The sequence below is a fragment of the Photorhabdus heterorhabditis genome, assembly GCF_018448905.1.
Taxonomy (GTDB): Bacteria; Pseudomonadota; Gammaproteobacteria; order Enterobacterales; family Enterobacteriaceae; genus Photorhabdus; species Photorhabdus heterorhabditis.
This window is the reverse complement of sequence record NZ_RCWA01000001.1, coordinates 108,717-133,743: the sequence shown is the minus strand read 5'-3', so window position 1 is coordinate 133,743 and position 25,027 is coordinate 108,717. Positions and strand designations below refer to the sequence as shown.

General features: G+C 42.9%; 25 protein-coding genes. 10 read left to right on the top strand and 15 right to left on the bottom strand.

Translation table 11 applies throughout. The features are described 5' to 3' along the window. The 6 genes from EAE89_RS00530 to EAE89_RS00505 form a co-directional block, all read right to left on the bottom strand. On the bottom strand, positions 1-666 hold the full coding sequence (locus tag EAE89_RS00530) for a hypothetical protein (protein WP_214085180.1): 666 nt from the start codon (positions 664-666) through the stop codon (positions 1-3). Positions 667-726: 60 nt separating this feature from the next. Further along, positions 727-1,407 carry a fimbrial protein gene (locus EAE89_RS00525; RefSeq protein WP_214085179.1) on the bottom strand — a complete coding sequence of 227 codons (681 nt, stop codon included), beginning with the start codon at positions 1,405-1,407 and terminating at the stop codon, positions 727-729. Positions 1,408-1,474: 67 nt separating this feature from the next. Then, positions 1,475-2,101, bottom strand: a complete 627-nt coding sequence (locus tag EAE89_RS00520; RefSeq protein WP_244866025.1) for a fimbrial protein — start codon at positions 2,099-2,101, stop codon at positions 1,475-1,477. Continuing rightward, positions 2,085-2,828, bottom strand: coding sequence for a fimbrial biogenesis chaperone (locus tag EAE89_RS00515; protein ID WP_054480526.1), 744 nt, complete (start codon positions 2,826-2,828; stop codon positions 2,085-2,087). Before EAE89_RS00515 ends, EAE89_RS00520 begins: the two co-directional genes overlap by 17 nt. Before the next feature lie 125 nt (positions 2,829-2,953). Next, positions 2,954-3,556: a fimbrial protein gene (locus tag EAE89_RS00510; protein ID WP_054480528.1), complete on the bottom strand. Its 603-nt coding sequence runs from the start codon at positions 3,554-3,556 to the stop codon at positions 2,954-2,956. Between the two features lie 427 nt (positions 3,557-3,983). Further along, positions 3,984-4,550: a tyrosine-type DNA invertase gene (locus EAE89_RS00505; RefSeq protein ID WP_054480532.1), complete on the bottom strand. Its 567-nt coding sequence runs from the start codon at positions 4,548-4,550 to the stop codon at positions 3,984-3,986. 430 nt (positions 4,551-4,980) lie between these two features. Here EAE89_RS00505 and recG point away from each other — a divergent pair, with 430 nt between their 5' ends. The 6 genes from recG (at position 4,981) to EAE89_RS00480 (ending at position 10,277) form a co-directional block, all read left to right on the top strand. After that, a complete protein-coding gene (gene recG / locus EAE89_RS00500) occupies positions 4,981-7,062 on the top strand; it encodes an ATP-dependent DNA helicase RecG (RefSeq protein WP_214085178.1) in 2,082 nt (693 codons plus the stop codon). Between the two features lie 1,100 nt (positions 7,063-8,162). Continuing rightward, positions 8,163-8,441, top strand: a complete 279-nt coding sequence (locus EAE89_RS00495; protein WP_214085177.1) for a hypothetical protein — start codon at positions 8,163-8,165, stop codon at positions 8,439-8,441. Between the two features lie 92 nt (positions 8,442-8,533). Continuing rightward, complete coding sequence (locus tag EAE89_RS00490; protein WP_214085176.1) at positions 8,534-8,794, top strand: hypothetical protein; 261 nt, start codon at positions 8,534-8,536, stop codon at positions 8,792-8,794. A gap of 700 nt (positions 8,795-9,494) precedes the next feature. Then, complete coding sequence (locus tag EAE89_RS23945) at positions 9,495-9,626, top strand: type II toxin-antitoxin system CcdA family antitoxin (RefSeq protein ID WP_262499899.1); 132 nt, start codon at positions 9,495-9,497, stop codon at positions 9,624-9,626. Between the two features lie 115 nt (positions 9,627-9,741). Next, positions 9,742-10,002: a type II toxin-antitoxin system prevent-host-death family antitoxin gene (locus EAE89_RS00485; protein WP_214085175.1), complete on the top strand. Its 261-nt coding sequence runs from the start codon at positions 9,742-9,744 to the stop codon at positions 10,000-10,002. A 2-nt stretch (positions 10,003-10,004) separates the two neighbouring features. Then, on the top strand, positions 10,005-10,277 hold the full coding sequence (locus tag EAE89_RS00480; protein ID WP_214085234.1) for a type II toxin-antitoxin system RelE/ParE family toxin: 273 nt from the start codon (positions 10,005-10,007) through the stop codon (positions 10,275-10,277). Between the two features lie 340 nt (positions 10,278-10,617). On the opposite strand, the gene EAE89_RS00475 is transcribed toward EAE89_RS00480, so the two are convergent. Both EAE89_RS00475 and EAE89_RS00470 read right to left on the bottom strand, forming a co-directional pair. Further along, on the bottom strand, positions 10,618-11,652 hold the full coding sequence (locus EAE89_RS00475; RefSeq protein ID WP_214085174.1) for an Rpn family recombination-promoting nuclease/putative transposase: 1,035 nt from the start codon (positions 11,650-11,652) through the stop codon (positions 10,618-10,620). 422 nt (positions 11,653-12,074) lie between these two features. Next, positions 12,075-12,848 (bottom strand): Fic family protein, encoded by a 774-nt coding sequence (locus EAE89_RS00470; protein ID WP_054476421.1) that lies wholly within the window; start codon positions 12,846-12,848, stop codon positions 12,075-12,077. Between the two features lie 287 nt (positions 12,849-13,135). Between EAE89_RS00470 and EAE89_RS23940 the strand changes: the two genes are divergently transcribed. Next, entirely contained in the window at positions 13,136-13,267 is a 132-nt protein-coding gene (locus tag EAE89_RS23940) for a hypothetical protein (RefSeq protein WP_262499901.1), read from the top strand. Between the two features lie 30 nt (positions 13,268-13,297). Here the strand turns inward: EAE89_RS23940 and gltS are convergent, their stop codons facing one another. Further along, on the bottom strand, positions 13,298-14,506 hold the full coding sequence (gltS, locus tag EAE89_RS00465) for a sodium/glutamate symporter (RefSeq protein ID WP_214085173.1): 1,209 nt from the start codon (positions 14,504-14,506) through the stop codon (positions 13,298-13,300). 242 nt (positions 14,507-14,748) lie between these two features. On the opposite strand from gltS, the gene EAE89_RS00460 reads away from it, so the two are divergent. Beyond that, complete coding sequence (locus EAE89_RS00460) at positions 14,749-16,134, top strand: uracil-xanthine permease family protein (protein WP_214085172.1); 1,386 nt, start codon at positions 14,749-14,751, stop codon at positions 16,132-16,134. 90 nt (positions 16,135-16,224) lie between these two features. Here EAE89_RS00460 and EAE89_RS00455 read toward each other — a convergent pair whose 3' ends face one another. Beyond that, positions 16,225-17,778 carry a 4-hydroxyphenylacetate 3-hydroxylase family protein gene (locus EAE89_RS00455; RefSeq protein WP_149616174.1) on the bottom strand — a complete coding sequence of 518 codons (1,554 nt, stop codon included), beginning with the start codon at positions 17,776-17,778 and terminating at the stop codon, positions 16,225-16,227. A gap of 726 nt (positions 17,779-18,504) precedes the next feature. Here EAE89_RS00455 and EAE89_RS00450 point away from each other — a divergent pair. After that, positions 18,505-20,211: an AsmA family protein gene (locus EAE89_RS00450; RefSeq protein WP_214085171.1), complete on the top strand. Its 1,707-nt coding sequence runs from the start codon at positions 18,505-18,507 to the stop codon at positions 20,209-20,211. Between the two features lie 57 nt (positions 20,212-20,268). Here the strand turns inward: EAE89_RS00450 and EAE89_RS00445 are convergent, their stop codons facing one another. The 5 genes from EAE89_RS00445 to yihX all read right to left on the bottom strand — a co-directional run bounded on the left by EAE89_RS00445 (position 20,269) and on the right by yihX (position 23,012). Then, positions 20,269-20,541 (bottom strand): type II toxin-antitoxin system RelE/ParE family toxin, encoded by a 273-nt coding sequence (locus EAE89_RS00445; protein ID WP_054476413.1) that lies wholly within the window; start codon positions 20,539-20,541, stop codon positions 20,269-20,271. A gap of 3 nt (positions 20,542-20,544) precedes the next feature. Further along, positions 20,545-20,781 carry a type II toxin-antitoxin system RelB/DinJ family antitoxin gene (locus EAE89_RS00440; RefSeq protein ID WP_036768272.1) on the bottom strand — a complete coding sequence of 79 codons (237 nt, stop codon included), beginning with the start codon at positions 20,779-20,781 and terminating at the stop codon, positions 20,545-20,547. A gap of 144 nt (positions 20,782-20,925) precedes the next feature. Beyond that, positions 20,926-21,843 carry a fatty acid biosynthesis protein FabY gene (fabY, locus tag EAE89_RS00435; RefSeq protein WP_054476411.1) on the bottom strand — a complete coding sequence of 306 codons (918 nt, stop codon included), beginning with the start codon at positions 21,841-21,843 and terminating at the stop codon, positions 20,926-20,928. Between the two features lie 71 nt (positions 21,844-21,914). After that, complete coding sequence (dtd, locus tag EAE89_RS00430) at positions 21,915-22,352, bottom strand: D-aminoacyl-tRNA deacylase (RefSeq protein ID WP_054476410.1); 438 nt, start codon at positions 22,350-22,352, stop codon at positions 21,915-21,917. Positions 22,353-22,406: 54 nt separating this feature from the next. Beyond that, the gene (gene yihX, locus EAE89_RS00425) at positions 22,407-23,012 is read right to left on the bottom strand and encodes a glucose-1-phosphatase (protein ID WP_214085170.1); all 606 of its coding nucleotides are present in this window, start codon (positions 23,010-23,012) and stop codon (positions 22,407-22,409) included. 155 nt (positions 23,013-23,167) lie between these two features. Here yihX and EAE89_RS00420 point away from each other — a divergent pair, with 155 nt between their 5' ends. Next, on the top strand, positions 23,168-24,622 hold the full coding sequence (locus EAE89_RS00420; RefSeq protein WP_149616176.1) for a carbon starvation CstA family protein: 1,455 nt from the start codon (positions 23,168-23,170) through the stop codon (positions 24,620-24,622). The last annotated feature ends 405 nt before the right edge of the window (positions 24,623-25,027 follow it).

Here is a 25,027-nt window from a genome sequence, read left to right as displayed (position 1 = left end):
TCACGAATACTCAAACTCAAAATGTATAATGGCAATTAGAACTCCTCCGACCACTCTATGTCCTTTATCACCGGCCATAACCGCCGAAAATGTCATGGATTGACCATCGTTATTATCAAGGTTCGGTTCAAAATCGAAGCGTACCGGGTCGAGAATAGACTTCACCTCGACTAATCCCGGGTTAACGCCCCCCTCTTTGCTCAGCAACATTCCCACCCACTTAGCGTTAGAACCTATCGTCCTGAAAAGGTAAGGATTGTTACTATCAGTGTCCTTATTACCCCATACGAACAGGGTCGGTTGCTTTCTAATTTGAGTACCGTCCCCTTTGAGAGGCGCCTGATTACAACCCGACAGAGTGAATTTTAACGTTCTTCTCGTTTCTTCCAGAGATGCACCATCCTTGAACTGACTGGCCCTGTAAGGTTTTTCGTAATTTATAGAATATGTGCCACCGGACATGCCATTCACTGACAGCACACAAGTCGGGGGCAACAGAAAACCGGTCAATGAAAAATTAGCAGTTGTCTCGTAAGGTCCAGTTTGAGCTTGCACCGGCAGAACCAGATTGGCACTCAACCCGACCATTATCATGACGAGTAACAAAGACTTTGTCCGATTGCGATAGCCTATTAAACAACTGTTCATACGTTTTTTATTATTCATTTTCATCCAACTCCCCTTATCACTCGTTTCCCACTTTATATCCTCCGTGACAAACTGCCCTCACCGATAGGTAAATGTAAAAGTGACACTCGCATGTAATTGACCCGGTCGAATAACACCATCACCCTGCGGCTCCCTAGCGATCGCTACCACTATAGGAACTTCCGCCTGCTGGTCTTCAATTTCAATACTAAGATCATTGTTTAGCGATACACCCCGGCCAGCGATTATTAAATCATCCCAATCAATCTCGTCGTCTCCATCATCCGACACTGAATACATGAGAACAAATCCCAATCCCTCAGAACTATCAGGGCCATCAGAATCACGGAACATGGTGCGTCCGTTGTTGATGGTAGTACCTTCCACAAATATCTCGGGATCACTGCCAGTATTAGCATTCGGATAGCCACAATTAGTCAACTTCAATTGAAGCTTATGAGGGCTTAATATATCCCCTGGCTTTGCAAAACTCGCTGCCGACAACGAACCGAAATCCAGCGTACCTCCGCTGCTTATCTCCATATCACAAGGGTCTGGAATAATCGTAGCTTGAAACTCCACATCCACTCCACTCGTTTTTGTTTCGTAATGCCCCTCAGCCACCCCACTGACCGCCAGAAACAATAGAACCAATATAGAACAGCAGAAGCAGCGCATTACCGCATATCTGCCCTTGGTCAGACAGGCCAACGGGTCATTCAGCCTATTCTTTTCTTGTCCTGTCACTGTCCCAAACATCGTACTTGCCTCAAATTAATTCTATGACTTTTCTGTTAACGGATATCGCACTGCAATGCCGATAACATCAGCGATAATCAAACGTAAATGTCATCGTTGCGCTGATTTTGCCTGTCTTTTTGCAATCAGCTGCCAGTTCACCGGCGACTTGAGCACACCTCAGTGAAAACTTGACCGGCACAGAAACAGAAGGGGCGTGGTCATTTATGATTGTGCCTTTATTAGCCAAGTGAAATGGGACACCATTCTTCAAATTCGAGGACCACTCCCCGCCATTGAGTGTCTTCAATTGCACAGTAATGCCCATTTCCGCCGTTGAAGCTGTACTTTCTGTACCACGATTACGAAACAGTGTTTCATCCGTATCAACGTGATCGCCGGTAACGGTGATTGTGGGAGTAATACTGTCTTTATTGACCACAGCAGTGCAATTTTTCAGCGTCAGATAGGCTTCCTTGTTGATTTTGCCTGATACTACGTCTTTAAATTGCACAGTACCTAGTTCGATATTGCTGTCGCTCGCAGAGATATCACACGTCCCTTGAGTAATTGTGGCCTTAAACTTGGCATCGACAGAATTCTTCGCCCACAAAGGAGCAGAAAAAAGCCACAAAACCCCCGCCATGCCGATGTAACTCAGGTACCTGCGTACATACAGAACCATTGAGATACCGGTTTTATTGGATTGCGCCATCGAAGTTATCTCCTCCACCGAGATCGTTGATCACCGCCCATTCCACTTTCTTTTTATTCTGACTATTCTGAGCGGGATAAACGTGGGTACTAAAAGGTGCCAGCATTTGCGGATGACTTTCAGAAAACTTCACTGGTGCCCCATCAACTTTGATCTGGGTAAAGCTGATGTGATAAGGCGAATTGTTACTGACTTGAATGCCCCCGGCAGCATGGGTAAAGCGCAGCGCTTTGTATGCCTGCTCTGGTGTACCCACTAACCCCGTTGGCCGATAAAATAGTTTGATGGTGTTGCCGATGGCATAAGTTATTCCACCGCCAATTTTGGCGCTTTCAAAGCGCTGGCCCGGAGGATTATTACTACCGGGAATAGCAGAGGCATTAAAATAAAAGACACTCTCCCGATCGGTTGGCAACTTACTGGTATCACCTAAGATGCGCAGGACATTGGTTCCCTTAGGGTCCAAACGGAATAAAGGAGGAGAGACGTAAAAGGGTGCTTTACCGTTACCGTCAACAGTGCGAGTAATCTTAGTTGTCACTAGGTAAGGGATATTGGTTGTTGTATTGCGTACTGAGACTGTTGTTTCGGTTTTATCTTGTAAGAAAATAATACGTGTAGCATTGATGCCAAACCCGCCTTCAGCCAGACTCTGTGACGCGTACAAAAACGCGCTCAATACCAAGCCTTTTATTATTATGTTAGGAAGTCGGAGTTTATTAATCATTTTTTGTTTCTCATATTTTGGCTCGGTTAGCCAATAGTCGCCTAATAAAAGGCACCATCAATCATCTAAAATTTTTCATCGAAGGAGCCTGAGGAAGCATCCCTCAGGCTGAAACAACATAAGCATTAGTTATACGCATAGGAGAAGGTGATGGGGGCAGTAATCTGCTGGTTTCCAGGAATATCTTCGCCCGTTGTGGCTATATATACAACAAATTCTGCATGACTATTCGTCATATCAGGTTCCTCTTTGTTGTCTTTTTTCACAGTAGAAACAATCATAGGAACCGTGCTTTCACTTTTAATAGGCGTGAATACATTATTTTTTAGAGAATTTAGTAGTACTATACCTGCCGATTTATCAGTCTCTTTGTTAAAGAGATAACCCCCTGATTTCTGCAAGGTTTGGCCTGTCACATACAACTTAACTTTACCTGCATCTGTATTTTCTTTAGAGCAGTTACTAAGACCAATAGTGAAATGCCTTTCACTTTCCTTTATAAATTTTGAAATTCCTGTGCCTGGAAATTTCGTACCTGCGGCGTCAAAAGCTGTGTTTGTATGGTTCCCCGTATCCACCGACCCATTTGAACCAGGGTTGGTAACATCACATGTTGCAGCCACAATCATACCGGTAACATTTACTATGGCATTATTCGCCGCATTAGCAGCCGAAGCTGCCCCCAAAACCAACGCCGCCACGACGCTTATCTTTAATATCTTTTTCATTTCATTAATCCCGCTTAACTATCGAACAAAAATCAGACTTAACTTTACATACCATTTGCTGATTATCAGCAACACTTAGCTGTACATAAAATTGTCAATTAGGACCATTTTGACAATCAAGATACACCCTGAAACTTATGTTCAAAAATTCGCCACAAACAAAATAATTCAATGACTATTTACAAAATTTAAGAATATTTTATTGTTGAATCTGAAAAATGAAATCAACAATTTCAAGAAAGGAGCCTGGGAAGCGAGGTATTTTGGGGGGATTCAGGGGAAAATTAGGTTATTTTGATATAGCTGTGTTAGAATACATAATGCTTTACAAAGATATACAATTCTGTATCTTTCTTTATTAGAAAATCTTCAGTATAGTTTCGCGGTGGGTGTATCTTGATTGTCAAAATGGTCCTAATTGTAGTGATTAAAGTTTACCCTTCACGCCCCAAACTCCTTGAAAACGTTCAGCATTACTCGCGGTATAACGTACAGTATGGCGAATGTTTTTATGTCCAAGATAATCTTGTATCAGTCGAGTATCCACTCCCCGGTCTGCAAGGGCAAAACCACAGGCATGACGCAACATATGCGGATGCGGAACGACAGCAATATTCGCCAATTGCCCTAATCGAGTAATAATCTGGTAAATCCGCTGGCGCGTAAGTGGCTTCCCTGAGCGTGACAAGAACAACCAATCACTATCCGCCCCCAAGAAAGTTTTGCGCACTTTCAGCCATGCCTTAATCGCCCGCACCTCACGACGCAATAGGGGATGGTTAGTACAAAATCCCCCCTTTAATCGCCGGATGTACAGGCATCTTTCTTTCAACTCCATGTCAGATAATCGTAAATGCCTGGCTTCGCTGACACGAAAACCATGGATAAAACTCATGTACACCAGACAATAGTTCCGCTCTGGATTAGCACCGACTTTCGCCATTTCCAACATACTTTCCACTTCTGACTGAGTCAGATATTTTCTTTGGCCCATGACTATTTCTCCAAACATATTGATAGCATAACCCGGCTATTATTCCCCCCTGACAGAATCGTTCCCAACTTCGAGACATAAGCCAGCAACAAACAGAACCAAGGAATAAAATACACACCATCAATTTGCCCAAATGGTATGTTGTTCACCGGGGACACAGAGGGTTATACAGATGAGAGGTAGGATTTAAACACCTTTTTTTGATTATTTTTTCATCATTACGGGAACATGCTGTTAAATTTGGTTGATAACCTTGATGATTACAGGTGTTTCCCCGCAGTGTATTGACATGATTTTCAACCAATTATTAGGAAAATATTACGTTGATTACCTTAACCCGGTCTGTATTATTATGGAAAATAAGCAAGACCGGTTCGCAACCAATGAAACATGACGAACTGTCAAGCAATCAATGGAGAGAATAAATCGCATGAAAGGCCAACTGCTTGATGCCATCCCTTTAACTTCCCTGCATGGCGTCGGGGCAAGTCAGGCAGCTAAACTGGCAAAAATGGGCCTGATCAACTTGCAGGATCTGCTATTGCACTTCCCTCTTCGTTACGAAGACCAGACCCGCCTTTATACGATTAATGATCTTTTGCCCGGTATCCATGCCACAATCACAGGGGAAATCCTGCGCACTGATATTGTTTTTGGTCGCCGCCGGATGATGATCTGCCAAATCAGTGATGGTACCGGTGTGCTTACACTGCGCTTTTTTCACTTCTCTGCGACAATGAAAAACAATCTGGTCAAAGGGAAACAAGTTGTTGCCTATGGTGAAATCAGAAAAGGGAGTCAGGGCGCAGAAATTATCCATCCTGAGTATAAGATTCAAAACTATGCTGGAAATGTACGTCTTCAAGAAACATTAACGCCTATTTATCCGACAACAGAAGGGGTTCGTCAGGCAGCTCTCCGCAAGCTGATTGATCAGGTGCTGGAATTGCTTGATACCTGTGCGATCAACGAACTCCTGCCGGAAGAACTTAGCCGTTCGATGATCAGCCTGCCACAAGCATTACATACCCTGCACCGTCCACCGCCAGATATTGCGCTGGCTGATCTGGAAACCGGCAAACATCCAGCCCAGCGCCGTCTGATCCTGGAAGAACTTCTGGCGCATCATTTGAGTATGTTAGCAGTTAGAGCGGGTGCACAACGCCATCACGCTCAATCGCTGCCGACTGAAAACAAGTTAAAACAGCAGTTCCTCAACCACCTGCCATTTTCTCCAACTAACGCGCAACAACGGGTTGCAGCGGAAATTGAGCAAGATCTGGCAAAAGATGTTCCCATGATGCGGCTGATTCAGGGAGATGTTGGTTCGGGAAAAACGCTGGTTGCCGCATTGGCTGCGTTGCGGGTTATTGCGCATGGTAAGCAGGTCGCCTTAATGGCGCCAACTGAGCTACTGGCAGAACAACACGCAAATACATTCCGACAATGGCTGGAGCCTTTGGGTATTCAGATCGGCTGGCTGGCTGGCAAGCAAAAGGGGAAAGCACGTCAGAAACAGCAAGAAGCCATTGCCAGCGGGCAGGTCGCCATGATTGTTGGTACACATGCCATGTTTCAGGAACAGGTGAAATTTTCCGGTCTGGCGCTGGTGATTATTGATGAGCAACATCGTTTTGGTGTGCATCAACGTCTGGCTTTGTGGGAAAAGGGGCGCGAACAGGGTTTTCATCCGCACCAATTGATTATGACGGCCACCCCGATTCCCCGTACCTTAGCCATGACCGCTTATGCAGATCTCGATACTTCTATTATTGATGAGCTGCCACCGGGGAGAACCCCGGTCACAACGGTTGCGATCCCGGATACACGCCGTGAAGAGATTATCAAACGGATCAAAAATGCCTGCCTTGATGAAAACAGACAAGCCTATTGGGTCTGTACACTGATTGAAGATTCCGATGTGCTGGAAGCTCAGGCTGCGCAAGTCACCAGTGAAGAATTGACGCTCGCCTTGCCGGAATTAAAAGTTGGGTTGGTACATGGCCGAATGAAAGCCGCAGAAAAGCAGCAAGTGATGGAAGCTTTTAAGCGTGGAGAACTACAGCTTCTGGTTGCAACAACGGTTATCGAAGTGGGTGTCGATGTGCCAAATGCCAGTTTGATGATCATTGATAACCCGGAACGGCTTGGCTTGGCGCAACTACATCAATTACGCGGACGAGTTGGCCGTGGGGCTATCGCCTCTCATTGTGTTTTACTTTACAAAACGCCGCTAAGCAGTACCGCCAGAATACGCCTGCAAGTGCTTAGAGACAGTAATGATGGGTTTGTTATCGCACAGAAAGATCTGGAAATTCGTGGCCCCGGTGAATTGTTGGGGACGCGTCAAACAGGGAATGCGGAATTTAAGGTGGCTGATTTGTTGAGAGATCAGGGAATGTTGCCGGAAGTACAGCGTATTGCCCGGCATATCCACCAACACTATCCTGAACATGCTCGCGCCTTAATTGAACGCTGGTTACCGGAACGGGCACATTATAGTAATGCGTGATTGAGAACATACCCGTCATCTTTCAAGTTGCCTCTTTGTTGGCTGCACTCACTCACCCCGGTCACCAGGGCGGGATCTCACATTTTCTATATGGTTATTGTGGATAAAAACAACCCTCTACTAGCTCAATAAATGTTCATGCTAAATGACGTTTCATAATTTTGCTACACATGGCCTTCTTCAACCCACTGTTATACATAGAATTATGGGTGGTATAAGATGTAGCACTATTTTGGAATCTTATTTAGATATCAAAACCTATCAATAAAATCGTATTGAATGTGAGAAATTATCAATATCTGCGAAATGTATAATTTTTACGCAAAGTAGAATCCCGCCCTGCCCCGGTCACAGAGTTATCTATGCTCCCGGGGATTCGCTCCCTTGCCGCCGCGATCCATCTTGAAATCCATAGGGTATATATCAGAGCGGGCTTTTCGTTTCTCACCGCTGCCAAAAATACGGATATCTGGCTTTATTCAATAATTAAGATGCTCTGCTACAGAGCTTTCTTTTAATTATTCTATTAAATTGATAATGTATTATTGCTAAAGGAATGGAAAATAGAACCACAATTATTCCTAAATTAGCACCAGCGTTAAAATATATTCCCAGAAAATATAATTGGGGTGACAGGCGGTTCCGCTATTTTTCATCAAATTCAGTTGATGGCGTGTGCGGTATTAGCGCAATGTTATGCTCAAAGGTTAAAACGGAAATATACCCGTCATCTTTCAAATTGCCTCTTTGTTGGCTGCACTCGTTCACCCCGGTCACATAGTTATCTATGCTCCCGGGGATTCACTCCCTTGCCGTCGCAATGCATCTTGAAATCCATAGGGGATAGATAAATCTATGATAGGAAATTTTAATTAATGTAATATCGAATTACTAAGTTTAAATAGTAAATATTTCTATTAACCCAATGAATGTAATTTTGAATATTTTCTTTTCGAAGTATAAAACCTTGATGGAGGTCACGCAAATAATAGTAGTTTTGTTGGTTTTCTTATCTATACTTATATTTCATTATGATACATATTAGGGTGTTTTTAAGTTAGAGCTAAATAAATCTACGTTGATATAATGGAGAGTTTAATATGATTTATGCCAAAAATATTTCAGATAATGTGGTTAAAGTTGCAATTAGTAAATGGAGTAGTGACGAAGGTGATGATGAATATATTGATATTCCTCCAGGAGAGGTGGCTCAATGGGGTAGATCAGATAAGCGCGGTTATTTAATGTCAGTAGCACGAAAAGATAGTGCCACAATGTTGTATTCAATAAAATCAAATGGCTACATAATTATTTATACTAGCTATGTTGAAAATAACGGTAGCCGGATAGACTCTTTATATTCGATACCAGCTGTCTAAAAAATTTTATTATCGCACTAGTTTTTTTATTTAATTTTTCTTACATCATTGAATTTAATAAAAACATTCATTATTGATATAGTGGAGGATTTATGATTTATGTTAAAAATCTCTCAACTGAACCAGTTAAAGTTTCGGTTAATAAATGTGGAGAGGAAGGTAGAGAGGAATATTTAGATCTTGATTGTGAAGATGTCAAGGTGTGGGATCTCTCCGATACGCATGGTTTTATATTGTCAGTAATACAGAGAGGTATTGAAAAATCATATTCTGCTTCGCAGAACAGTTTTATTATTATTTTTGATGATTATGTACAAGATAGCGGCACCAATATATCTCATCAAGATAAATAAATGAGAATTTGTCATCCGATTTAATTGAGTATGAGACCCAATTAAATCACTATAATCAGGAATGGAATCTCCATTCCTGAACTATTTATATTCAACGGTCTGCTACTTTCGCCCCTAATGCTTGTTTTTCTGCTTGATTGATAAAGATATCTCCAGTCTCTTTATAATTAATCAGTTGTTTTATCAACTTCTTCTGTCAGCGTTTCCAGACCAGGTGTTTAGCCCCAATATTTGATATATCAGATAATAGAAAAAAATTATTTCCTGATACCTATAGATTAATACTAAATTGTTTTTTTGTAGTTGGTTTTAGATTATTTTTATCAATAAAGAGTAAAAATTAAAATTATGAGGATTGAGCAGAATAATTTAATAAAGATGTACATCTTTATGGCTATTCTTATTAATACGCAAACATGCAACTTAATCTACTAAGTATTATCTGTAAAGCAAAGAATAAAAATCACCAAAAGGGGCGCAATATATTTTCTATTTATAAAAAAGTGAGTTGCTTTGATTTTTTATAGGTTGAATTATTATATTTTTCTCAGACATTGGTTAATGGTCGGCAATAACAAAATAATACTTAATAGATTAACTAATCATATTTACTATGCACTTTCAGCTTAGAACTCCTTGATGATGCTCACTATCTGCTATAAATTTATGGGCATGTTTTATGCGCATAAATAGGTGTCTGATGAAAATACAATGCGTCTCAACCGTAGAACGAAAACAATCCGGTAAACGTAGTACAAATGTGTATTTGACCGCTAAGGTGGTAGATGAAGCCCGTGATTTAGATCAATTTCAAAATAAGGTTTCAGTGTAGGGGTTGTAAACCTGGACCATCCAAAAGGTTGGCGGTTGGCTATTTTGATTACTGGTAGCTCTATGCACTTTTAACCATAATAGCTATTCGAACCATTTTAGACGGTAGGTGATGTATGGAAATTATTCCCGCACAACTGGCTAAGAACCAGTTTGGTGATCTGATTATGAAAGTTCAGCGTGAGCCTGTGGAAATTAGTAAGCATGTGGCCGTGGTTATCTCTCCTGAAGAGTATGATCAGTTCGTACAACTCAAGTTACAGAATTTAAAAACCGTTCTGGCTGAATCTATTACACAAGCTGATCGTGGCGAATTGCATAGTATTGATAATGTATTTGCACCGTTGACGGTTGATGAACTTGAGGGTAAGGCTTAGGGATAAGTGTCCAGTTTACGAAGAAAGCCAGAGAGCATATTCGTGCAATAAAACTCTATTCTATGCGCCGATGGGGGGCGAATGTTGCGGAAGCTTATTCAACTTCGTTACGTGTGACTATGACGAAAATTCTTGATCGTCACCCATCCCCCGGTCGTGATCGCAGTGAGGATCTTTATTTTGGTGTGCTGAGTTTCCCCGTAGAGAGCCACATCATTTACTACTGGGAAGTTCCGACGGGTATTGAAGTGTTGGCGGTGTTACATCAGACGTAAGATCCACATAACCATCTATAGAGCATAAAACATGGGGCACTTTATTTAACCTCAGCTCTGCTTAAGAACAGAGATTTCAGAAGCACGTAGATTCAGACTCGGTCTTATCGCTTGGAATGTAAATGCGCCGCTTCTATGCGTTTCGTGCATTGACTCAAGCATTTTTATGCCGATAACGTATCAATAGTAAGTTTGTCAGGCATTTGTTCAAGCTCAGTCCAGTGATTTTCATCACTGTTTCACGGTCGATACTCTCACTTCGGTGACTGTTCTGACAGTCACCGTAAGATCCTCTTTTAACATGAATCATTGAATACTGATTAAAAACTCTCAGCACGAGTTAGTGGCGTATTTGCTCAAGTTCGTTCTGACTCAACCCAGTCGTTTTCATTATCGTTTCACGGTCGATACCCATGTCGATCATCGCACATGCGATTTTCAGTATCCCCCGTTTTTCGCCTTTATTCAATCCTTCTTGGAGTCCTTCCTGACGTCCTTCTTGGTGCCCTTCCTGACGTCCTTCTTGGTGCCCTTCCTCGCGTCCTTCTTGGTGCCCTTCCCGGCGTCCTTCTTGGCGCCCTTCCAGACGCCCTTCAATAAACCCTTTCTGGTGCCCCTTCTGCTCCAGTTTCTGCGCTATTGTCATCAGTACCTCCTCATACCTCGGGGACTGTTCTGCCAGTCGCCGGATAAAACCCTCTGGATCGGCAGTATCTCCCGCCTGTAATAAGTAGTTTAGCACGCTTTTTAGCTGTTCATCCGTATAGTAATCATACGTCAGCAGTATGACCAACTCTTGCAGTAACTCTGCCATATCTCGCTGCCGGATATGTTTTTGCACCATTTCCAATAACGCGACCCGTTTGTGCGTCAGGATTTCATCATCGGATATGACCGTCACATCGACCAGCGGGAAGGGACCGGAATAGATTTCCTTCGCCAGGGCCGGATCATCGAAGCAGTCGAGCCAATTGGTACTCCAGGGATACGGCTGTATTTTCCCGTGATAAAACAACACCGGAATGACCAGCGGCAATTTTTCATGTCCCTGCTCCAGATGCCGTTGCATGGCTGAAATCCCGTAACGTAATAACCGAAATGCCATCATTTTGTCCGGGGAACTCTGGTGTTCGATCACACAATACACGTAACCGTCACCCTGCGCCGTTTTCAATGAATACAAAATGTCGGAATAATGCGCCCGCAGATTGTCTTCAATAAACGATCCTGATTCCAACCGCAATGTATCCAGATCACAAACTGCCCGTAATGTCGCAGGCAAATGAATCTCCAGGAAGTCTCTGGCCGTATCGATATGACTTAAAAACTTTTTAAAAACAGCATCATGCGGTGTTGGTGTGTTTTTTCTCTTCATCGGTGAATGGTAGCATACTTTCTTTTATATTGAAGGAATATTAAGCAAGAAACCGAGCTGACTGAGATGTCTTAAATTTTCTTTGACAAAAATGTTGATCGTATCTCAGATATTTTTATTTTCTTCTTAAGCGAAGTTCAGGTTATTTAATTCGCAATAAAATAAGCGGCTAAACTTTTTTATCAGATAGATGAATTACCACATGGCAGGGTAAACAAAGTGGAATCCCGCCATGGGCTCATACCAGAGACCATTTTGAGAGCGAAAATAAGCGTTGACGATAAAAACAAAATGACTTTTTTATCGTCAAGCGTTGGGAAAGAACATAAATTGAACATTGGTTACCCGAACGCACACATTATGATAATACATGATTGAAAACATATCGGGACGAATCCCAAACAGGCCAAGCGCAGTGATCGCTAATTTCGTGTATTCGCCGCACGAATTTGCTCTGCTTCCGGGTGGCAATCCACAAGGAATATCATCATCTCAGTCGCATCTTTGCTCAAGTAGAAGCGCACCATCTTTTCGTTGAACTCATGTAGTTTTGCCGCAGGCACGCTGATTGCATCGATGCCATTCGACATCAAGATACCGTTCATCATGAAACGCGAAGTACGTTTGTTACCGTCGAAAAAGAATTGCTGTAATGCCCCAAAAAGGAAAAATGCGGCCCCCTTTTCGAAAGGCTGACACTCATCCAATGCCGCCATACCGGCTTGAAAAATGCGGTTCAATTCTGGTGCATCGGGTACGGTAGGTAACGGAGTATGCCGGCCATACTCACCCAAACTGACATCTGGAGTGTAATTTATCTCCTGCCCTTCTCCACGGAACCGTCCCCACTCCAAGGCTTCGTTGCGGGCAACTATGCTGTGAAGTTCAGTAAATGTAGCTTTGGTCAACTCAAATTGACCTTTTTTCACCAGAGATAACAAGCGTTTAGAACTTTTTGCGAGATTAAGTACTTGCTCCTGATCAGAAACCTTCCTACCACCGACAGTTACACCGTCCAATAATGTCTTCACTTCCGGGAAAGTAAAAGGATTGCCTTCAAGCACGCTGGCATCCCAAACAAATTCTGGCAACATCCGGTGAAAACGGAAGCATACCCGTTCAATGGAGTAAATCGGGATAATAAGAGGAACAGCAGACCGGTCCCAACGAAATCCCAGAACGTTGAAAAGCTTCATTGTTGCTCATCCTTTTTACTATTTCGAATTCGATAAATTATAAGTAAAACACAGTAAAAGACCACCTCGCCAGACTTTCCCGCCAGAGACGATAGAGCGCAGTTTTGTAGATGCGAAGCCGTACACGGACACCGTTATTTTTAACAAGGTTTGTCAGCGGTCTGACTATTTACCATGTAAATGGTGTTCCATATACTGTCAATTATTCATTGTTTCATAAACATAAATGAGGTTTTGGCTGACAAGCTGCAACATGCGCGGCCCTTGGTGGCCGCCTAGTTGCGAATATGATTTGCTTTGTTTCCGCTAACCTTGGTGTAGCAATCCTACCTGCCAATGTAGCGAAAATTGCCCACGGCTTGGTAGCGATTCCTCTTCTGGAAACAGACGCGACACAATCACAATACTGCACCAACTGAATCGCTGGCGCAGTATCTTGCTAATTTCCCCTACACCGCCGGGAATACCGGTAACAGCAGATAGAGCTTAATCACAATCGCGTTGACGATATCAATAAAGAACGCGCCTACCATCGGCACCACTAGAAACGCCACATGAGATGGTCCAAAGCGATCGGTAATCGCCTGCATGTTCGCAATAGCGGTAGGTGTTGCCCCTAAGCCGAAACCACAGTGACCCGCCGCCAGAACCGCAGCATCATAGTTTTTACCCATCACCCGATAGGTGATAAAAATTGCATACAACGCCATGACGATGGCTTGGATGGTGAGGATAACCAACATTGGCAATGCCAGTGACGCCATCTGCCACAGTTTCAGGCTCATTAATGCCATTGCCAGGAACAGTGAAAGACTCACGTTACCCAGTACAGAAACCGCCCGGTCAAAGACCCGGTAAAAACCTAACACCGACAAACTGTTACTCAGGATAACCCCGATAAATAACACACAAACGAATGTCGGTAATTCAAACCATGTACCTTGCAGAAGTTCAGACACAAAATTACCTGCCATCAGACAGATGGCGATCAATGCGATTGTTTCCAACATGACCAACGCGGTGATCATCCGACCGGTATAAGGTTTTTCAAATGCGGTTGGTACTTCCGTATCATCTGACCTCAAACCCGGAGTTTGGGTGTTTCTCACCAGAAAACGAGCAACTGGACCACCAATCAAACCACCCAGTACTAAACCGAAAGTCGCACAGGCCATTGCCACTTCTGTCGCATTTTCAAAACCATAACGCTCACTAAACAGTTTACCCCACGCAGCCCCCGTACCATGACCACCAGACAACGTAACAGACCCCGCCAGCAAGCCCATTAGTGGGTCCAGTCCTAGCAGTTCAGCCAACGCGATACCCACCGTGTTCTGAACCAACAACAAGCCAACAACGACGAAGACAAAAGTGAAAAGAACCTTACCCCCCGCTTTCAGGCTGGAGAGATTCGCGTTCAAGCCGATAGTAGCGAAGAAAGTTAACATCAAAGGGTCTTTAAGAGACAAATCAAAGTTGATTTCCCAACCAGTCGTTTGCTTCAGTATTAAAAGAATCAGAGCAACTAACAGGCCACCCGCGACAGGTTCAGGAATGGTGTATTTTTCAAGAAATGGAACTGATTGTACAAGTTTACGCCCAAGTAATAGTACTAATGCGGACGCAACGAGCGTGCCATAAACATCAAGATGATACATCTATGTACCCCAGCTATATTGTTAAAATTATGTAAGTTATTACGACGTTATACTCATCCTTTAGAAAACGCCAAAAGCAGGCAACGCTGGATTAGAAAAAAAATCTGCAACAAACACAAGTTAAAACATATAAAAATGTGACCAGAGTGAATCATGATAAAGAATAGAATTTTTACGCAAACGATTGCTTTTGCGCAGTTGATCATTAAAATGCGTTTTTTGTCAGTCCGGAATTTCACACCATGTTCACTTCATCCCCTGAACAAGCTGCAACAATATCCCCGAAAAAATCAGACAATGAATTGATTTATCGCCTGGAAGATCGGCCACCGCTGCTACAAACGTTGTTTGCTGCTTGCCAGCATTTACTGGCAATGTTTGTCGCGGTTATCACACCAGCAATTTTAATCTGTCAGGCGCTGGGGCTGCCTGCTCACGATACACAGCGGATTATCAGCATGTCCCTGTTCGCTTCAGGGGTAGCTTCATTAATCCAGATCCGAACCTGGGGGCCTGTCGGTTCTGGTTTACTTTCTATTCAAGGAACCAGTTTTAACTTTGTTTCTCCATTAATTATGGGCGGTCTGGCACTCAAAAACGGTGGGGCAGATATCCCGACGATGATGGCAGCACTATTCGGTACTCTAATGTTGGCATCCATGACAGAAATTCTGTTATCCCGCGTATTGCATCTGGCCCGGAGAATTATCACACCGCTGGTTTCCGGTGTTGTTGTAATGATTATCGGTTTGTCTCTGATTCAGGTTGGATTAACTTCTATCGGTGGCGGATTCTCTGCTATCGAAAATCATACTTTTGGTTCTCCAGATAATCTGTTTCTGGCAGGTGTTGTGTTAGCGGTGATTGTTTTGTTGAACCGCCAGCGTAATCCTTACCTACGTGTCGCTTCTCTGGTAATTGCAATGGCGGTTGGTTATGTTGTCGCCTGGCTAATGGGGATGCTGCCACAAGCAACGGTACCGGAGAATAGTTCATTGATAACGATTCCTACGCCACTCTATTATGGTCTTTCCTTTGACTGGAATCTGCTGATCCCATTAATGCTGATTTTTATGGTCACTTCACTGGAAACCATCGGCGATATTACCGCAACGTCTGACGTTTCAGAGCAACCGGTCAGCGGGCCTCTATATATGAAGCGTATTAAAGGCGGTGTTTTAGCTAACGGCCTAAATTCTATGCTTTCTGCCGTATTCAATACTTTCCCGAATTCTTGCTTTGGACAGAATAACGGGGTTATCCAGTTAACCGGTGTTGCCAGCCGTCATGTGGGTTATGCCGTGGCGTTGATGCTGATTCTGTTAGGTCTGTTTCCTGCGGTGGCAGGATTTGTACAACAGATCCCTGAACCGGTATTGGGAGGTGCCACTATCGTGATGTTCGGTACAATTGCCGCGTCTGGTGTCCGTATCGTTTCCAGAGAGGCACTTAACCGCCGGGCAATTATGATTATTGCACTCTCTTTAGCGGTTGGGATGGGCGTTGCTCAACAGCCACTGATTTTACAATTCGCGCCTGACTGGCTGAAAACACTACTCTCTTCCGGTATTGCCGCTGGTGGTCTGACAGCTATCATTCTTAATCTGGTATTTCCTCAGGAAAAATAATATCCGCCGAGAAATCCAATATCAGGTTGCAGATACCCAACTCAATAATCACGCACATCAAATCATAGTCGTGCGTGATTATGGTTTAGCCTAGCGACTGGAAGGCCAAATAAAATCGTCACCAATCCAACCATTAAGATCGTATTCACTCATACACTGCTCAGCAAATCCCTTAAATTGATCCACTAACCCTGATTCCTGGGCAGCTGATAGCAGTTCAATTCTTATATTTTCATGGTTGCCAGAGTAATTGCGCTCATATAATTCGTGCCTACCGGCAAATTCTGTGCCGATAGAGTCCCAAATCAGTTTCATCAGTTTTACGCGTTCAACAGCACTATAACCATTTGAGCCACGCACATACTTATTAAGATAAGGAGCAAGTTCCGGGTTAGTAAAATCACTGGCATGGGAATTAACATAAATCAGCGCACTCCCTAAATCCTGCTCAATAATTTCTTTTATCCGTGGGTAGCCTAGTGTCATAAACCAACGATAAGCCATTCCATACTCAGATCGCGGTAATAAAGCCCCCCCATGCCACAGTTGAGGTGATTTAACCATTGCATCACTCATCGCCCAAAACATATTACGCCATGCTAATACCTCACCAATACGTGTTTGCACACCACGGAAACCCTGCGTACCCGTCGCTTCAACGCCTTTAATAATTAATCCACAAAGAAAATCAAGTTTAACGGCTAGCCGGGTGACGCCATGTAGTAATGCCCGATGAAAAAAGCCAGCTTCAGAAAAGAACGACGATGTTTTCTCGACATCACCATAGATAAATATGTTTTCCCAAGGGACCTTCACTTTATCCAAAACAATAATGGTATCGTTCTCATCAAAGCGGGAAGAGAGTGGGTAATCAAAAGGGCTTCCCATTTTATTCGCCGCCAGTGCATAAGAGGGGCGACAGATTAATTTTAACCCCGGTGAATTCATCGGCAAAGTAAAGACCAATGCAAATTCCCGTTTTTTGATCGGTAAACCATAATGGCCGATAAAGTTGTAATGGGTGATCGCTGATCCCGTGGCAACGACTTTAGCACCGCTAACAATTAATCCATCATCACACTCTTTTTCCACATGAACACAAACATCACCAATTTCATCTGCGGGTAAATGACGATCTATTGGCGGGTTAATAATTGCGTGATTCCAGTAGAGCACTTTTTCCTGTGAACGGGTGTACCAGGTTTTCGCATTATCAGCAAAATCACCATAGAACTCTGGATTTGCGCCCAGTGTGGTAAGAAACGAAGCCTTATAATCAGGGCTTCGCCCTAACCAACCGTAACTTATGCGCGCCCACGCGGCGATAGCATCACGATCAGCAATTAAATCTTGCTGTGAGCGCGGGATACGAAAAAAGGGATGTGTCACACCACAGCTGCCCGTATCCGTCGCTGTAGTCAGTACGTCACGATGAGCAGGATCGTGCAAGGCATCATAGAGTTTCGCAACAGCGCGGGCTGGATTTTGAAAAGCAGGATGGCGGGTAATATCGTGGATACGCTCACCATAAGCCCAAATTTCCCGACCATCATTTAACCCTTCCAGATATTCCTTGCCATTTAGTGGGCGGGTGATACGGGTATTATTTTCATCCGGCGATTTGTGTTTCATTTCATCTGACATAGTATATTCCTGACATTATTTATACCCTTCATCTTTCAAACTGCTGCTTTGTTGGCTGCGTTCACTTGCCGCCGCCCTGCAACTGGAAATCTATTGGGTATATTCACTGGAAAATAAGTAAAATCAATCACGACGTTTTATTCCAAACATCCATAAAACCAAGATAAAAATAGGTTTAATCATGCAATTAAATTATTACTTTATTGCTAATCACTTCGTGATACATTAATTTATTGGCAGAGTTTTTCGATATTACTAAACCACTCTTGATAATTTTAAGCGTTATATTAATCAGACAATATAACTATCAATAGAACTAAAAATGCTCTAAAATTTTAACAAAAAATTCAGCTTTGTATAGGAAATAAAAATACAATTAAATAAAAATAAATACTTAGAGATTATTTTCATTGAAATAAACTCACTAATAATGACCTATTTTTTCATTTATTTTGACATCTTACATCATAAAAGCGGGTAATCGACATGGTTATCGATTGGTTTCTCTATTTTTATGCCCAATTATGCAAATGTTACAAATAATAACCCCTGCTGATTCATAACTTTTATACTCTTCATCTTTCAAGCTGCTGCTTTGTTGGCTGCGTTCACTTGCCGCCACCCTGCAACTTGAAATCTATTGGGTATATACACCATCTCTTGAGAGAACAAGAAAATTACGGCATAAAAGGACATTGGTTAAACCGATTAGGCTGGAGTCTAATGATGAGATGGTTAGGAAAATCGCTGGTTACTCTGTTATTACTGCTAATACTGGCAGTGGTCACTGTTTATGTTGTGATGCAAACAAACTGGGGAGCACATCAGCTTAGTCAATGGCTTAGTAATAATAGTCGCTATCAGGTTCAAATTAGCAAGATTAAACATAGCTGGTCACAACCTAAAACCCTGGCGTTCTCCGATATCGTCATGAGCAATAAGCAACACACTTTCACTTTAGCCGCTCAAGTTGCGTCATTCGATTTCAACTGGCAACAGCTCACTGCTCCACGTCATTTTCATCGTTTGTTATTACAACAGGGCCAATTAACCATAAAAGACCAACGACAATCCCTGCCTTTTAGCGCCAATATCCTGCAACTTAATCAGATGGCTATTCAGTCAGAAAATGCAGACTGGCAAATTCAGGGGCAAAACATTACCGGCGGCATAACCCCCTGGAACCCGCAACCAAATGAGTTGTCAGGGAATGGCAAATTTCAGTTTAGTGCCAATAAGCTGAATCTGAATGGTATTCCTCTTGAAAAAGTCATTATGCAAGGAGATAGCCAGCAGAATACCCTGATTATCCGTTCACTTGGTGCAACATTGGCACAGGGTTCAATATCGGGTAATGGACAACGTCTGCCCGATGGTAGCTGGCAATGGGATAATTTACTTATCAGCAATGTTCGCTGGCAAACGCCAATGACTCTTGAAGAGTTATGGCTAAAAGTGAGTCAATTACCTGCAATCAGCATCAAAGATCTGAGCCTGACTAATGCTAAATTGGAAGGCAAAAACTGGTCTGCTAACTATTTGGATGCCTCAGTAAAAAATATTGGTTTGACTAACGGGAGCTGGCAAGCAAAAGAAGGCATCATTGATTTCAACGTCATGGATACTACGCTGAATGATCTGCATTTCACCGACGCTATTGGTCACCTGCGCCTTGCAGGCAATGAACTCCATATTTCCAATCTCACTACCCGTTGGGAAAAGGGATTATTCCACGCCAAAGCTCAATGGGATCACCAAACAAAGCAACTCAACATTACAAATGCAACGGTTGCTGGTTTAAGTTATACCTTGCCAGAAAATTGGCATCAGTCATTGAAAGAATCCCTTCCTAAGTGGATATCCGAATTTTCCATTAACCAGCTGACGATTAATAACAGCTTGTTGATTGATATTAATCCCGATTTTCCATTCCAGCTGACCGCTCTCAATGGTCATATAGATGACATGAAATTATTAAAAGAAGGGAAATGGGGGATCTGGAACGGCTCTTCAAACCTGAGCGCCACCAGCGCAACATTCAACAAAGTTGAATTACATCGTCCTTACCTTAAATTACACACGGAAGGCAATAAACTAATCCTTGACCAATTAGATGCCTCTATTGATGATGGGCTACTGAAAGCTAAGGGCACAATAGATCAACAAGTGCATAAGCCATTCACTTTAGATTTCCAGGGAATAGATGCCGATTTAGTGATTTTGCCTCATTGGAAGTGGGTACCGTTGAAATTACAGGGCAAAGGTAATTTCACTCTGCGGATACAAGGAGATCTTTCTGCTGACGACGTGAAAAGCTCCATCAATGGCATACTTGATGCTACTGATAAACAATCAGGCAAAGAAACTCAAACCATCAATAAAGGGCAGATATCTACAATGGGCTGTGAAACCTGTTCAGTTATTAAGCTATAGCCGTGTAAACACCCAGTAACACCAAATAGCCCAAAAATTGGGCTATTTGGGATGAGATCACTGCTTAAATAGTTTTGCATGACTTCCAACCCGATATAAGAAAACCTCTTGCTCAGTTCTCTTATAAATCAATAGGAGATCCAGCTTTCCATGACATTCCAGATACCCAATATAATTTCCCTTCAATGAGTGCTCTTTATATTCACGGGGAAGTGGTTTTTCCGTGACAAGCAGTTTTAATACGGTATTAATAACAGAAATAGCTGATTTATCATGCTGAAAGGGTTTTAAATCCTTTTTAAATGCAGATGAATATCGAATTTTGAGCATATTTTATTTAAAAATTTCATCCCAAAATTCATCTACGGTATCTACACTTGTACCACCACCACTTTCTAGCTCACGGATCGCCGCCTGCGTTGTGGCATTAGGAATGTGGCGTTCCTTTGTCGCTCTGGTTAATACCAGGCGGACAAAACTAGACATATCCAAACTGTTATCCTGAGCAGCTCTCACTACCGCATTTTTTAATTCTTCAGGAACACGAACTTTTAATATGGCCGTATTCATAGTATCCCCCTCTTCTGACTGTTTGCTCCCTTATCGTAGGACTATTGTGGACACAAATCAAGGTTGTCAGATTAATAAACACACAAAGTCTGTATTCTATAGCGCCAAATACCACCAGTGGCATATTTAATGCCACTGTAAAACCTAAGCTATCGCCGTGTAAGCATTTGGCAGCACTATATAAGTGCCGGTAAACACGGCACCCAGCCCATGATCACCACTCACCGTCACTTCCAACTTCACTCTCGCTTTGCTGCCCTGTGCCAAACGAGCCAAATCGCCACTCATATTTTTAAGATCCGCAACAGATTTTGGCCTGCCAATAACCGGCTTTTTGTAACGGATATCGGCATCAGCCAGAATAATATCTCCCCCCAGTTGGCGTTCCTGTAACAACAGCCAGATCAACCCCCAACCGGTCAGCGTTGCCAATGAGAACAAACTACCCGCAAAGAGAGTTTGGTGAGGATTTTGATTCCCTGCCTCCGGCATCGTGGTAATAAAACTCTGGCCGGTATATTGAGAAATCCGCACCCCCATTTTCTCACTGAGGGGAATATGTTTGTACCAGGCTTTTTGCAGTTCGTTGCACCAATCTGGCCGGTGAAGAATATCATCAAGAGTTGCAACCGGTTTTATCATCAGAAAATGGCGAACCGGTGTCGTTTGCGGGCTGGTAATTGGCCCGCGGTTTTCAAACCCTAATTTACTAAAAAACTCCACCGCATATTCACGAGCACTGCACACTACCCGTTTAACACCTTCCTGACGGGCAACGGATTCCAGGGCCATTGCGATTAATTTTCCTAACCCTCTACCTTGCACATGAGGATGTACTGCCAGAAAGCGGATTGCGCCTTCACTATCCGCATTGATGTATAAACGCCCTACCGCCACTGGGTTACCTTTCTCATCCACGACCATCTGATGATGAGCCATAGTGTCATAACCATCTTTCTCAGAGCCTACAGGCTGATTCAGCGGCTTACGCAACATTTCCCAACGAAATCGGTAATATGCTTCCAGTTCTTGTTCTGTTTCAGGTACTCGCAGATAATACATAGAAACGGCCCTTTTCTCTTGATCATGATGTGTCATCGGGGATGGTTGCGCTTTACTGGCTGTTTTCCGTTCTAGACCTGCAACCAGAAAGTGACTGGCCCATTATTTGTCAGGCTGACTTTCATATCGGCAGCAAACCGCCCGGTTTCTGTTTTTACACCACTTTGGCAACATCGTTCAACAAAATAACGATATAATTCATCGGCCTTATCCGGGTTTGCTCCGCCAGAAAAACTTGGGCGCATGCCCTTTTGGGTATCGGCAACCAGCGTAAACTGGGAAACAACCAGCAAACTGCCTCCGACCTGTTGGACATTCAAGTTCATTTTGTCCTGCTCATCACTGAATATCCGATACCCTATCACCTTCTCACATAACCGTTTTGCCTTCTGTTGATCATCCTCTTTTTCAACACCCAGCAATACCAGCAAGCCGTGACCAATTTCTCCAACAATTTCGTTCTCAACAACCACATTTGCCTGTGTGACTCGCTGGATTAACGCAATCATATTTTTTCCTTGTTCAGAGATTAGCATCAGTATATTTCCGCATAATCCCTCATTTTATTCAGAAAAATCGATCGCTTTGAAATAATCGGGGACTGTCTGTCTATCAACAACATGAACCCCCTTGATCCCTAGTGCACTGGCTGCTTCCACATTTTCCAGCACATCGTCGAAAAACACAGTTTGATCCGGTGAAAAACCTTCTGTATCAAGAACATATTTGAAAATATCAGGTTCTGGTTTACGCATTGCCAAATCCTGGGACAGATAAAGGTAATCAGCCGATGCTGCAATTTCAGGGTAATTATGTGGCCAGTAATCCAGGTGCAGACGGTTTGTATTGGATAACACCACGACCCGATGCCCTGCTTCACGTAATTTATTCATTATCTGAATGATTTCAGGTCGAATATCAATGAAAACAGCATGCCATCCAGCCTCAAACTGCTCAAAACTGAGTGAAATACTCATTTCCTGGCATAAAATATCCGCGAATTCCAGATCAGTTATTTGACCACGCTCATGTTTTTCAAACATTTCGCCCATAGAGAAACTTTTAGTCAACGTCGCAAGAGGTGTACCGCTCAGATTACTCCATACAGCTAAAACTCGTTTAAAATCAATATCAAGAATCACATTACCCATATCGAAGATATATAGCATAACCACCTCCTGGCTAATTAATGACTTTTTACTTTAATCGTATTTCTAATTAGAAAACAGAGTGGAAAAGTAAAAAGCGAATTACTTCACGGTATTTTTCTTATGAAACGATAAAGTAGCAGCCAGATCAAAAAAGTAGAGTAAGGTATTATTTTATGTTGTGGTTCCTGTTCTGTATCGGTCTTCTTCTGGCTGGATATTTCATATACGGCAAATTTGTCGAAAAAATATTCACCATTCGACCAGAAAGAAAAACTCCCGCTATTTCTATGGCTGACGGTGTCGATTATGTCGCCATGTCCACCCCAAAAGTTTGGTTGATTCAGTTACTGAATATTGCCGGTGTTGGCCCCATTTTCGGCCCGATTCTTGGTGCCCTCTATGGTCCACTCGCCATGTTGTGGATTGTATTCGGCTGCATTTTTGCCGGCGCAGTACACGATTACTTCTCCGGTATGCTCAGTGTTCGTGCTCGCGGAGCATCAGTGCCCGTCATCGTCGGTAATGAACTGGGCAAGACTATGAAGCATTTCATGAATATCTTTGCTGTCATTCTGCTAATGCTGGTTGGTGTGGTATTTGTTCTGAGTCCGGCTGGTTTACTAAACAACTTACTCAAAGACTCTATGGGCTGGGATAACATTGCCATCTGGGTTGGCGTTATTTTTGCTTACTATATTCTCGCAACCTTGGTTCCTATCGATAAAATCATTGGCCGTCTCTACCCACTGTTCGGTGCATTGCTGCTATTTATGTCTGTCGCGCTGATGGTCGGTTTAGCTATGAGTGATAAACCTTTCTATTCACAAGGACTGGATTTCGCCACTAACTTTAATCCGAAAGATCTACCTATTTGGCCACTACTGTTTGTCACTATTGCCTGTGGCGCAATTTCTGGTTTCCACGCCACCCAATCGCCGCTAATGGCGCGTTGCATGCAGAATGAGAAGAATGGCCGCTTTGTTTTCTACGGTGCAATGATTGGTGAAGGTATTATCGCGCTGATCTGGTGTACGCTGGGTCTGAGCTTCTATGAAGATACTAACGCTCTACAGGCAGTGATCGATAAAGGTACGGCATCTTTGGTCGTTCACGAAGTTTCTACTTCTCTGCTGGGCACGGTCGGCGGCATTTTGGCAATCCTCGGCGTGGTGATTTTGCCAATCACTTCCGGCGACACAGCATTCCGCTCTGCTCGTCTTATTATTGCTGAATTCCTGAATATTCCTCAGCAAAAAATGATTAAACGCCTGTTATTAAGTGTACCAATGTTTATTGTCGGTTATCTGATTACCAAAACTGATTTCAATATCATCTGGCGTTACTTCGGCTGGGCGAACCAAACCACAGCAATGGTCATGTTATGGGCGGCTTCAGCATGGCTACTACGCCGTGATAAATTCCACTGGATCACTACCCTGCCAGCCATGTTTATGACAGCGGTATGTTTCACTTATCTGGCATTTGCTCCAGAAGGTTTTGCTTTGAACTGGAATACTTCCGTCATTATCGGTCTGGTAGCAACGGCGGTTATCACTCTTGTTTTCTTTGCGAAAGTCCGCTCTAAATCAGTTTCTAACAATAGAGAAACCGAAGCATTTAATGAGTAAAAACTAAAAAAGATAGTTAAATATAGCCCCTCACGATAAGCAGTTGAGGGGTTTTTAATTCCCGATTTCTTTTATACCTGTTATCTTTCAAGTTGCCTCTTTTTTATTGGCTACACTCACTCACCCCAGTCACATCGTTATCTATGCCCCTGGGGATGCGTTCTCTTGCCGCCGCACTGCAACTTGAAATCTATTGGGTATATAAGATAAAAACATAATTTTCCCCATAGAAAATGTCTGGGATAATTTCTTTAATAAGTAATGAGTATCCAACCGATGACTTCTTATCTGAAAGAGCATCCCAACATCAACCAGAACATGAGGTTTTCTATCGTTTAAATATAACTTCTCAACTATTTAAATATAACTTCTTAATCGTGTGGAAGGGTGAATTGTAGAAAATTA

What these genes read in the sequence shown, in the direction of transcription:
- EAE89_RS00495 (WP_214085177.1), top strand. Translation starts at nt 8,163, where the DNA reads ATGATTTATGCCAAAAATATTTCAGATAATGTGGTTAAAGTTGCAATT.
- EAE89_RS00515 (WP_054480526.1), bottom strand. Translation starts at nt 2,828, where the DNA reads ATGATTAATAAACTCCGACTTCCTAACATAATAATAAAAGGCTTGGTA.
- EAE89_RS00460 (WP_214085172.1), top strand. Translation starts at nt 14,749, where the DNA reads ATGTTCACTTCATCCCCTGAACAAGCTGCAACAATATCCCCGAAAAAA.
- EAE89_RS23940 (WP_262499901.1), top strand. Translation starts at nt 13,136, where the DNA reads ATGATTTGCTTTGTTTCCGCTAACCTTGGTGTAGCAATCCTACCTGCC.
- EAE89_RS00485 (WP_214085175.1), top strand. Translation starts at nt 9,742, where the DNA reads ATGGAAATTATTCCCGCACAACTGGCTAAGAACCAGTTTGGTGATCTG.
- gltS (WP_214085173.1), bottom strand. Translation starts at nt 14,506, where the DNA reads ATGTATCATCTTGATGTTTATGGCACGCTCGTTGCGTCCGCATTAGTA.
- EAE89_RS00530 (WP_214085180.1), bottom strand. Translation starts at nt 666, where the DNA reads ATGAATAATAAAAAACGTATGAACAGTTGTTTAATAGGCTATCGCAAT.
- yihX (WP_214085170.1), bottom strand. Translation starts at nt 23,012, where the DNA reads ATGCTATATATCTTCGATATGGGTAATGTGATTCTTGATATTGATTTT.
- EAE89_RS00450 (WP_214085171.1), top strand. Translation starts at nt 18,505, where the DNA reads ATGAGATGGTTAGGAAAATCGCTGGTTACTCTGTTATTACTGCTAATA.
- EAE89_RS00525 (WP_214085179.1), bottom strand. Translation starts at nt 1,407, where the DNA reads ATGTTTGGGACAGTGACAGGACAAGAAAAGAATAGGCTGAATGACCCG.
- recG (WP_214085178.1), top strand. Translation starts at nt 4,981, where the DNA reads ATGAAAGGCCAACTGCTTGATGCCATCCCTTTAACTTCCCTGCATGGC.
- EAE89_RS00420 (WP_149616176.1), top strand. Translation starts at nt 23,168, where the DNA reads ATGTTGTGGTTCCTGTTCTGTATCGGTCTTCTTCTGGCTGGATATTTC.
- EAE89_RS00505 (WP_054480532.1), bottom strand. Translation starts at nt 4,550, where the DNA reads ATGGGCCAAAGAAAATATCTGACTCAGTCAGAAGTGGAAAGTATGTTG.
- EAE89_RS00470 (WP_054476421.1), bottom strand. Translation starts at nt 12,848, where the DNA reads ATGAAGCTTTTCAACGTTCTGGGATTTCGTTGGGACCGGTCTGCTGTT.
- EAE89_RS00490 (WP_214085176.1), top strand. Translation starts at nt 8,534, where the DNA reads ATGATTTATGTTAAAAATCTCTCAACTGAACCAGTTAAAGTTTCGGTT.
- EAE89_RS23945 (WP_262499899.1), top strand. Translation starts at nt 9,495, where the DNA reads ATGAAAATACAATGCGTCTCAACCGTAGAACGAAAACAATCCGGTAAA.
- EAE89_RS00455 (WP_149616174.1), bottom strand. Translation starts at nt 17,778, where the DNA reads ATGTCAGATGAAATGAAACACAAATCGCCGGATGAAAATAATACCCGT.
- EAE89_RS00440 (WP_036768272.1), bottom strand. Translation starts at nt 20,781, where the DNA reads ATGAATACGGCCATATTAAAAGTTCGTGTTCCTGAAGAATTAAAAAAT.
- EAE89_RS00445 (WP_054476413.1), bottom strand. Translation starts at nt 20,541, where the DNA reads ATGCTCAAAATTCGATATTCATCTGCATTTAAAAAGGATTTAAAACCC.
- dtd (WP_054476410.1), bottom strand. Translation starts at nt 22,352, where the DNA reads ATGATTGCGTTAATCCAGCGAGTCACACAGGCAAATGTGGTTGTTGAG.
- EAE89_RS00510 (WP_054480528.1), bottom strand. Translation starts at nt 3,556, where the DNA reads ATGAAAAAGATATTAAAGATAAGCGTCGTGGCGGCGTTGGTTTTGGGG.
- EAE89_RS00520 (WP_244866025.1), bottom strand. Translation starts at nt 2,101, where the DNA reads ATGGCGCAATCCAATAAAACCGGTATCTCAATGGTTCTGTATGTACGC.
- EAE89_RS00475 (WP_214085174.1), bottom strand. Translation starts at nt 11,652, where the DNA reads ATGAAGAGAAAAAACACACCAACACCGCATGATGCTGTTTTTAAAAAG.
- fabY (WP_054476411.1), bottom strand. Translation starts at nt 21,843, where the DNA reads ATGTATTATCTGCGAGTACCTGAAACAGAACAAGAACTGGAAGCATAT.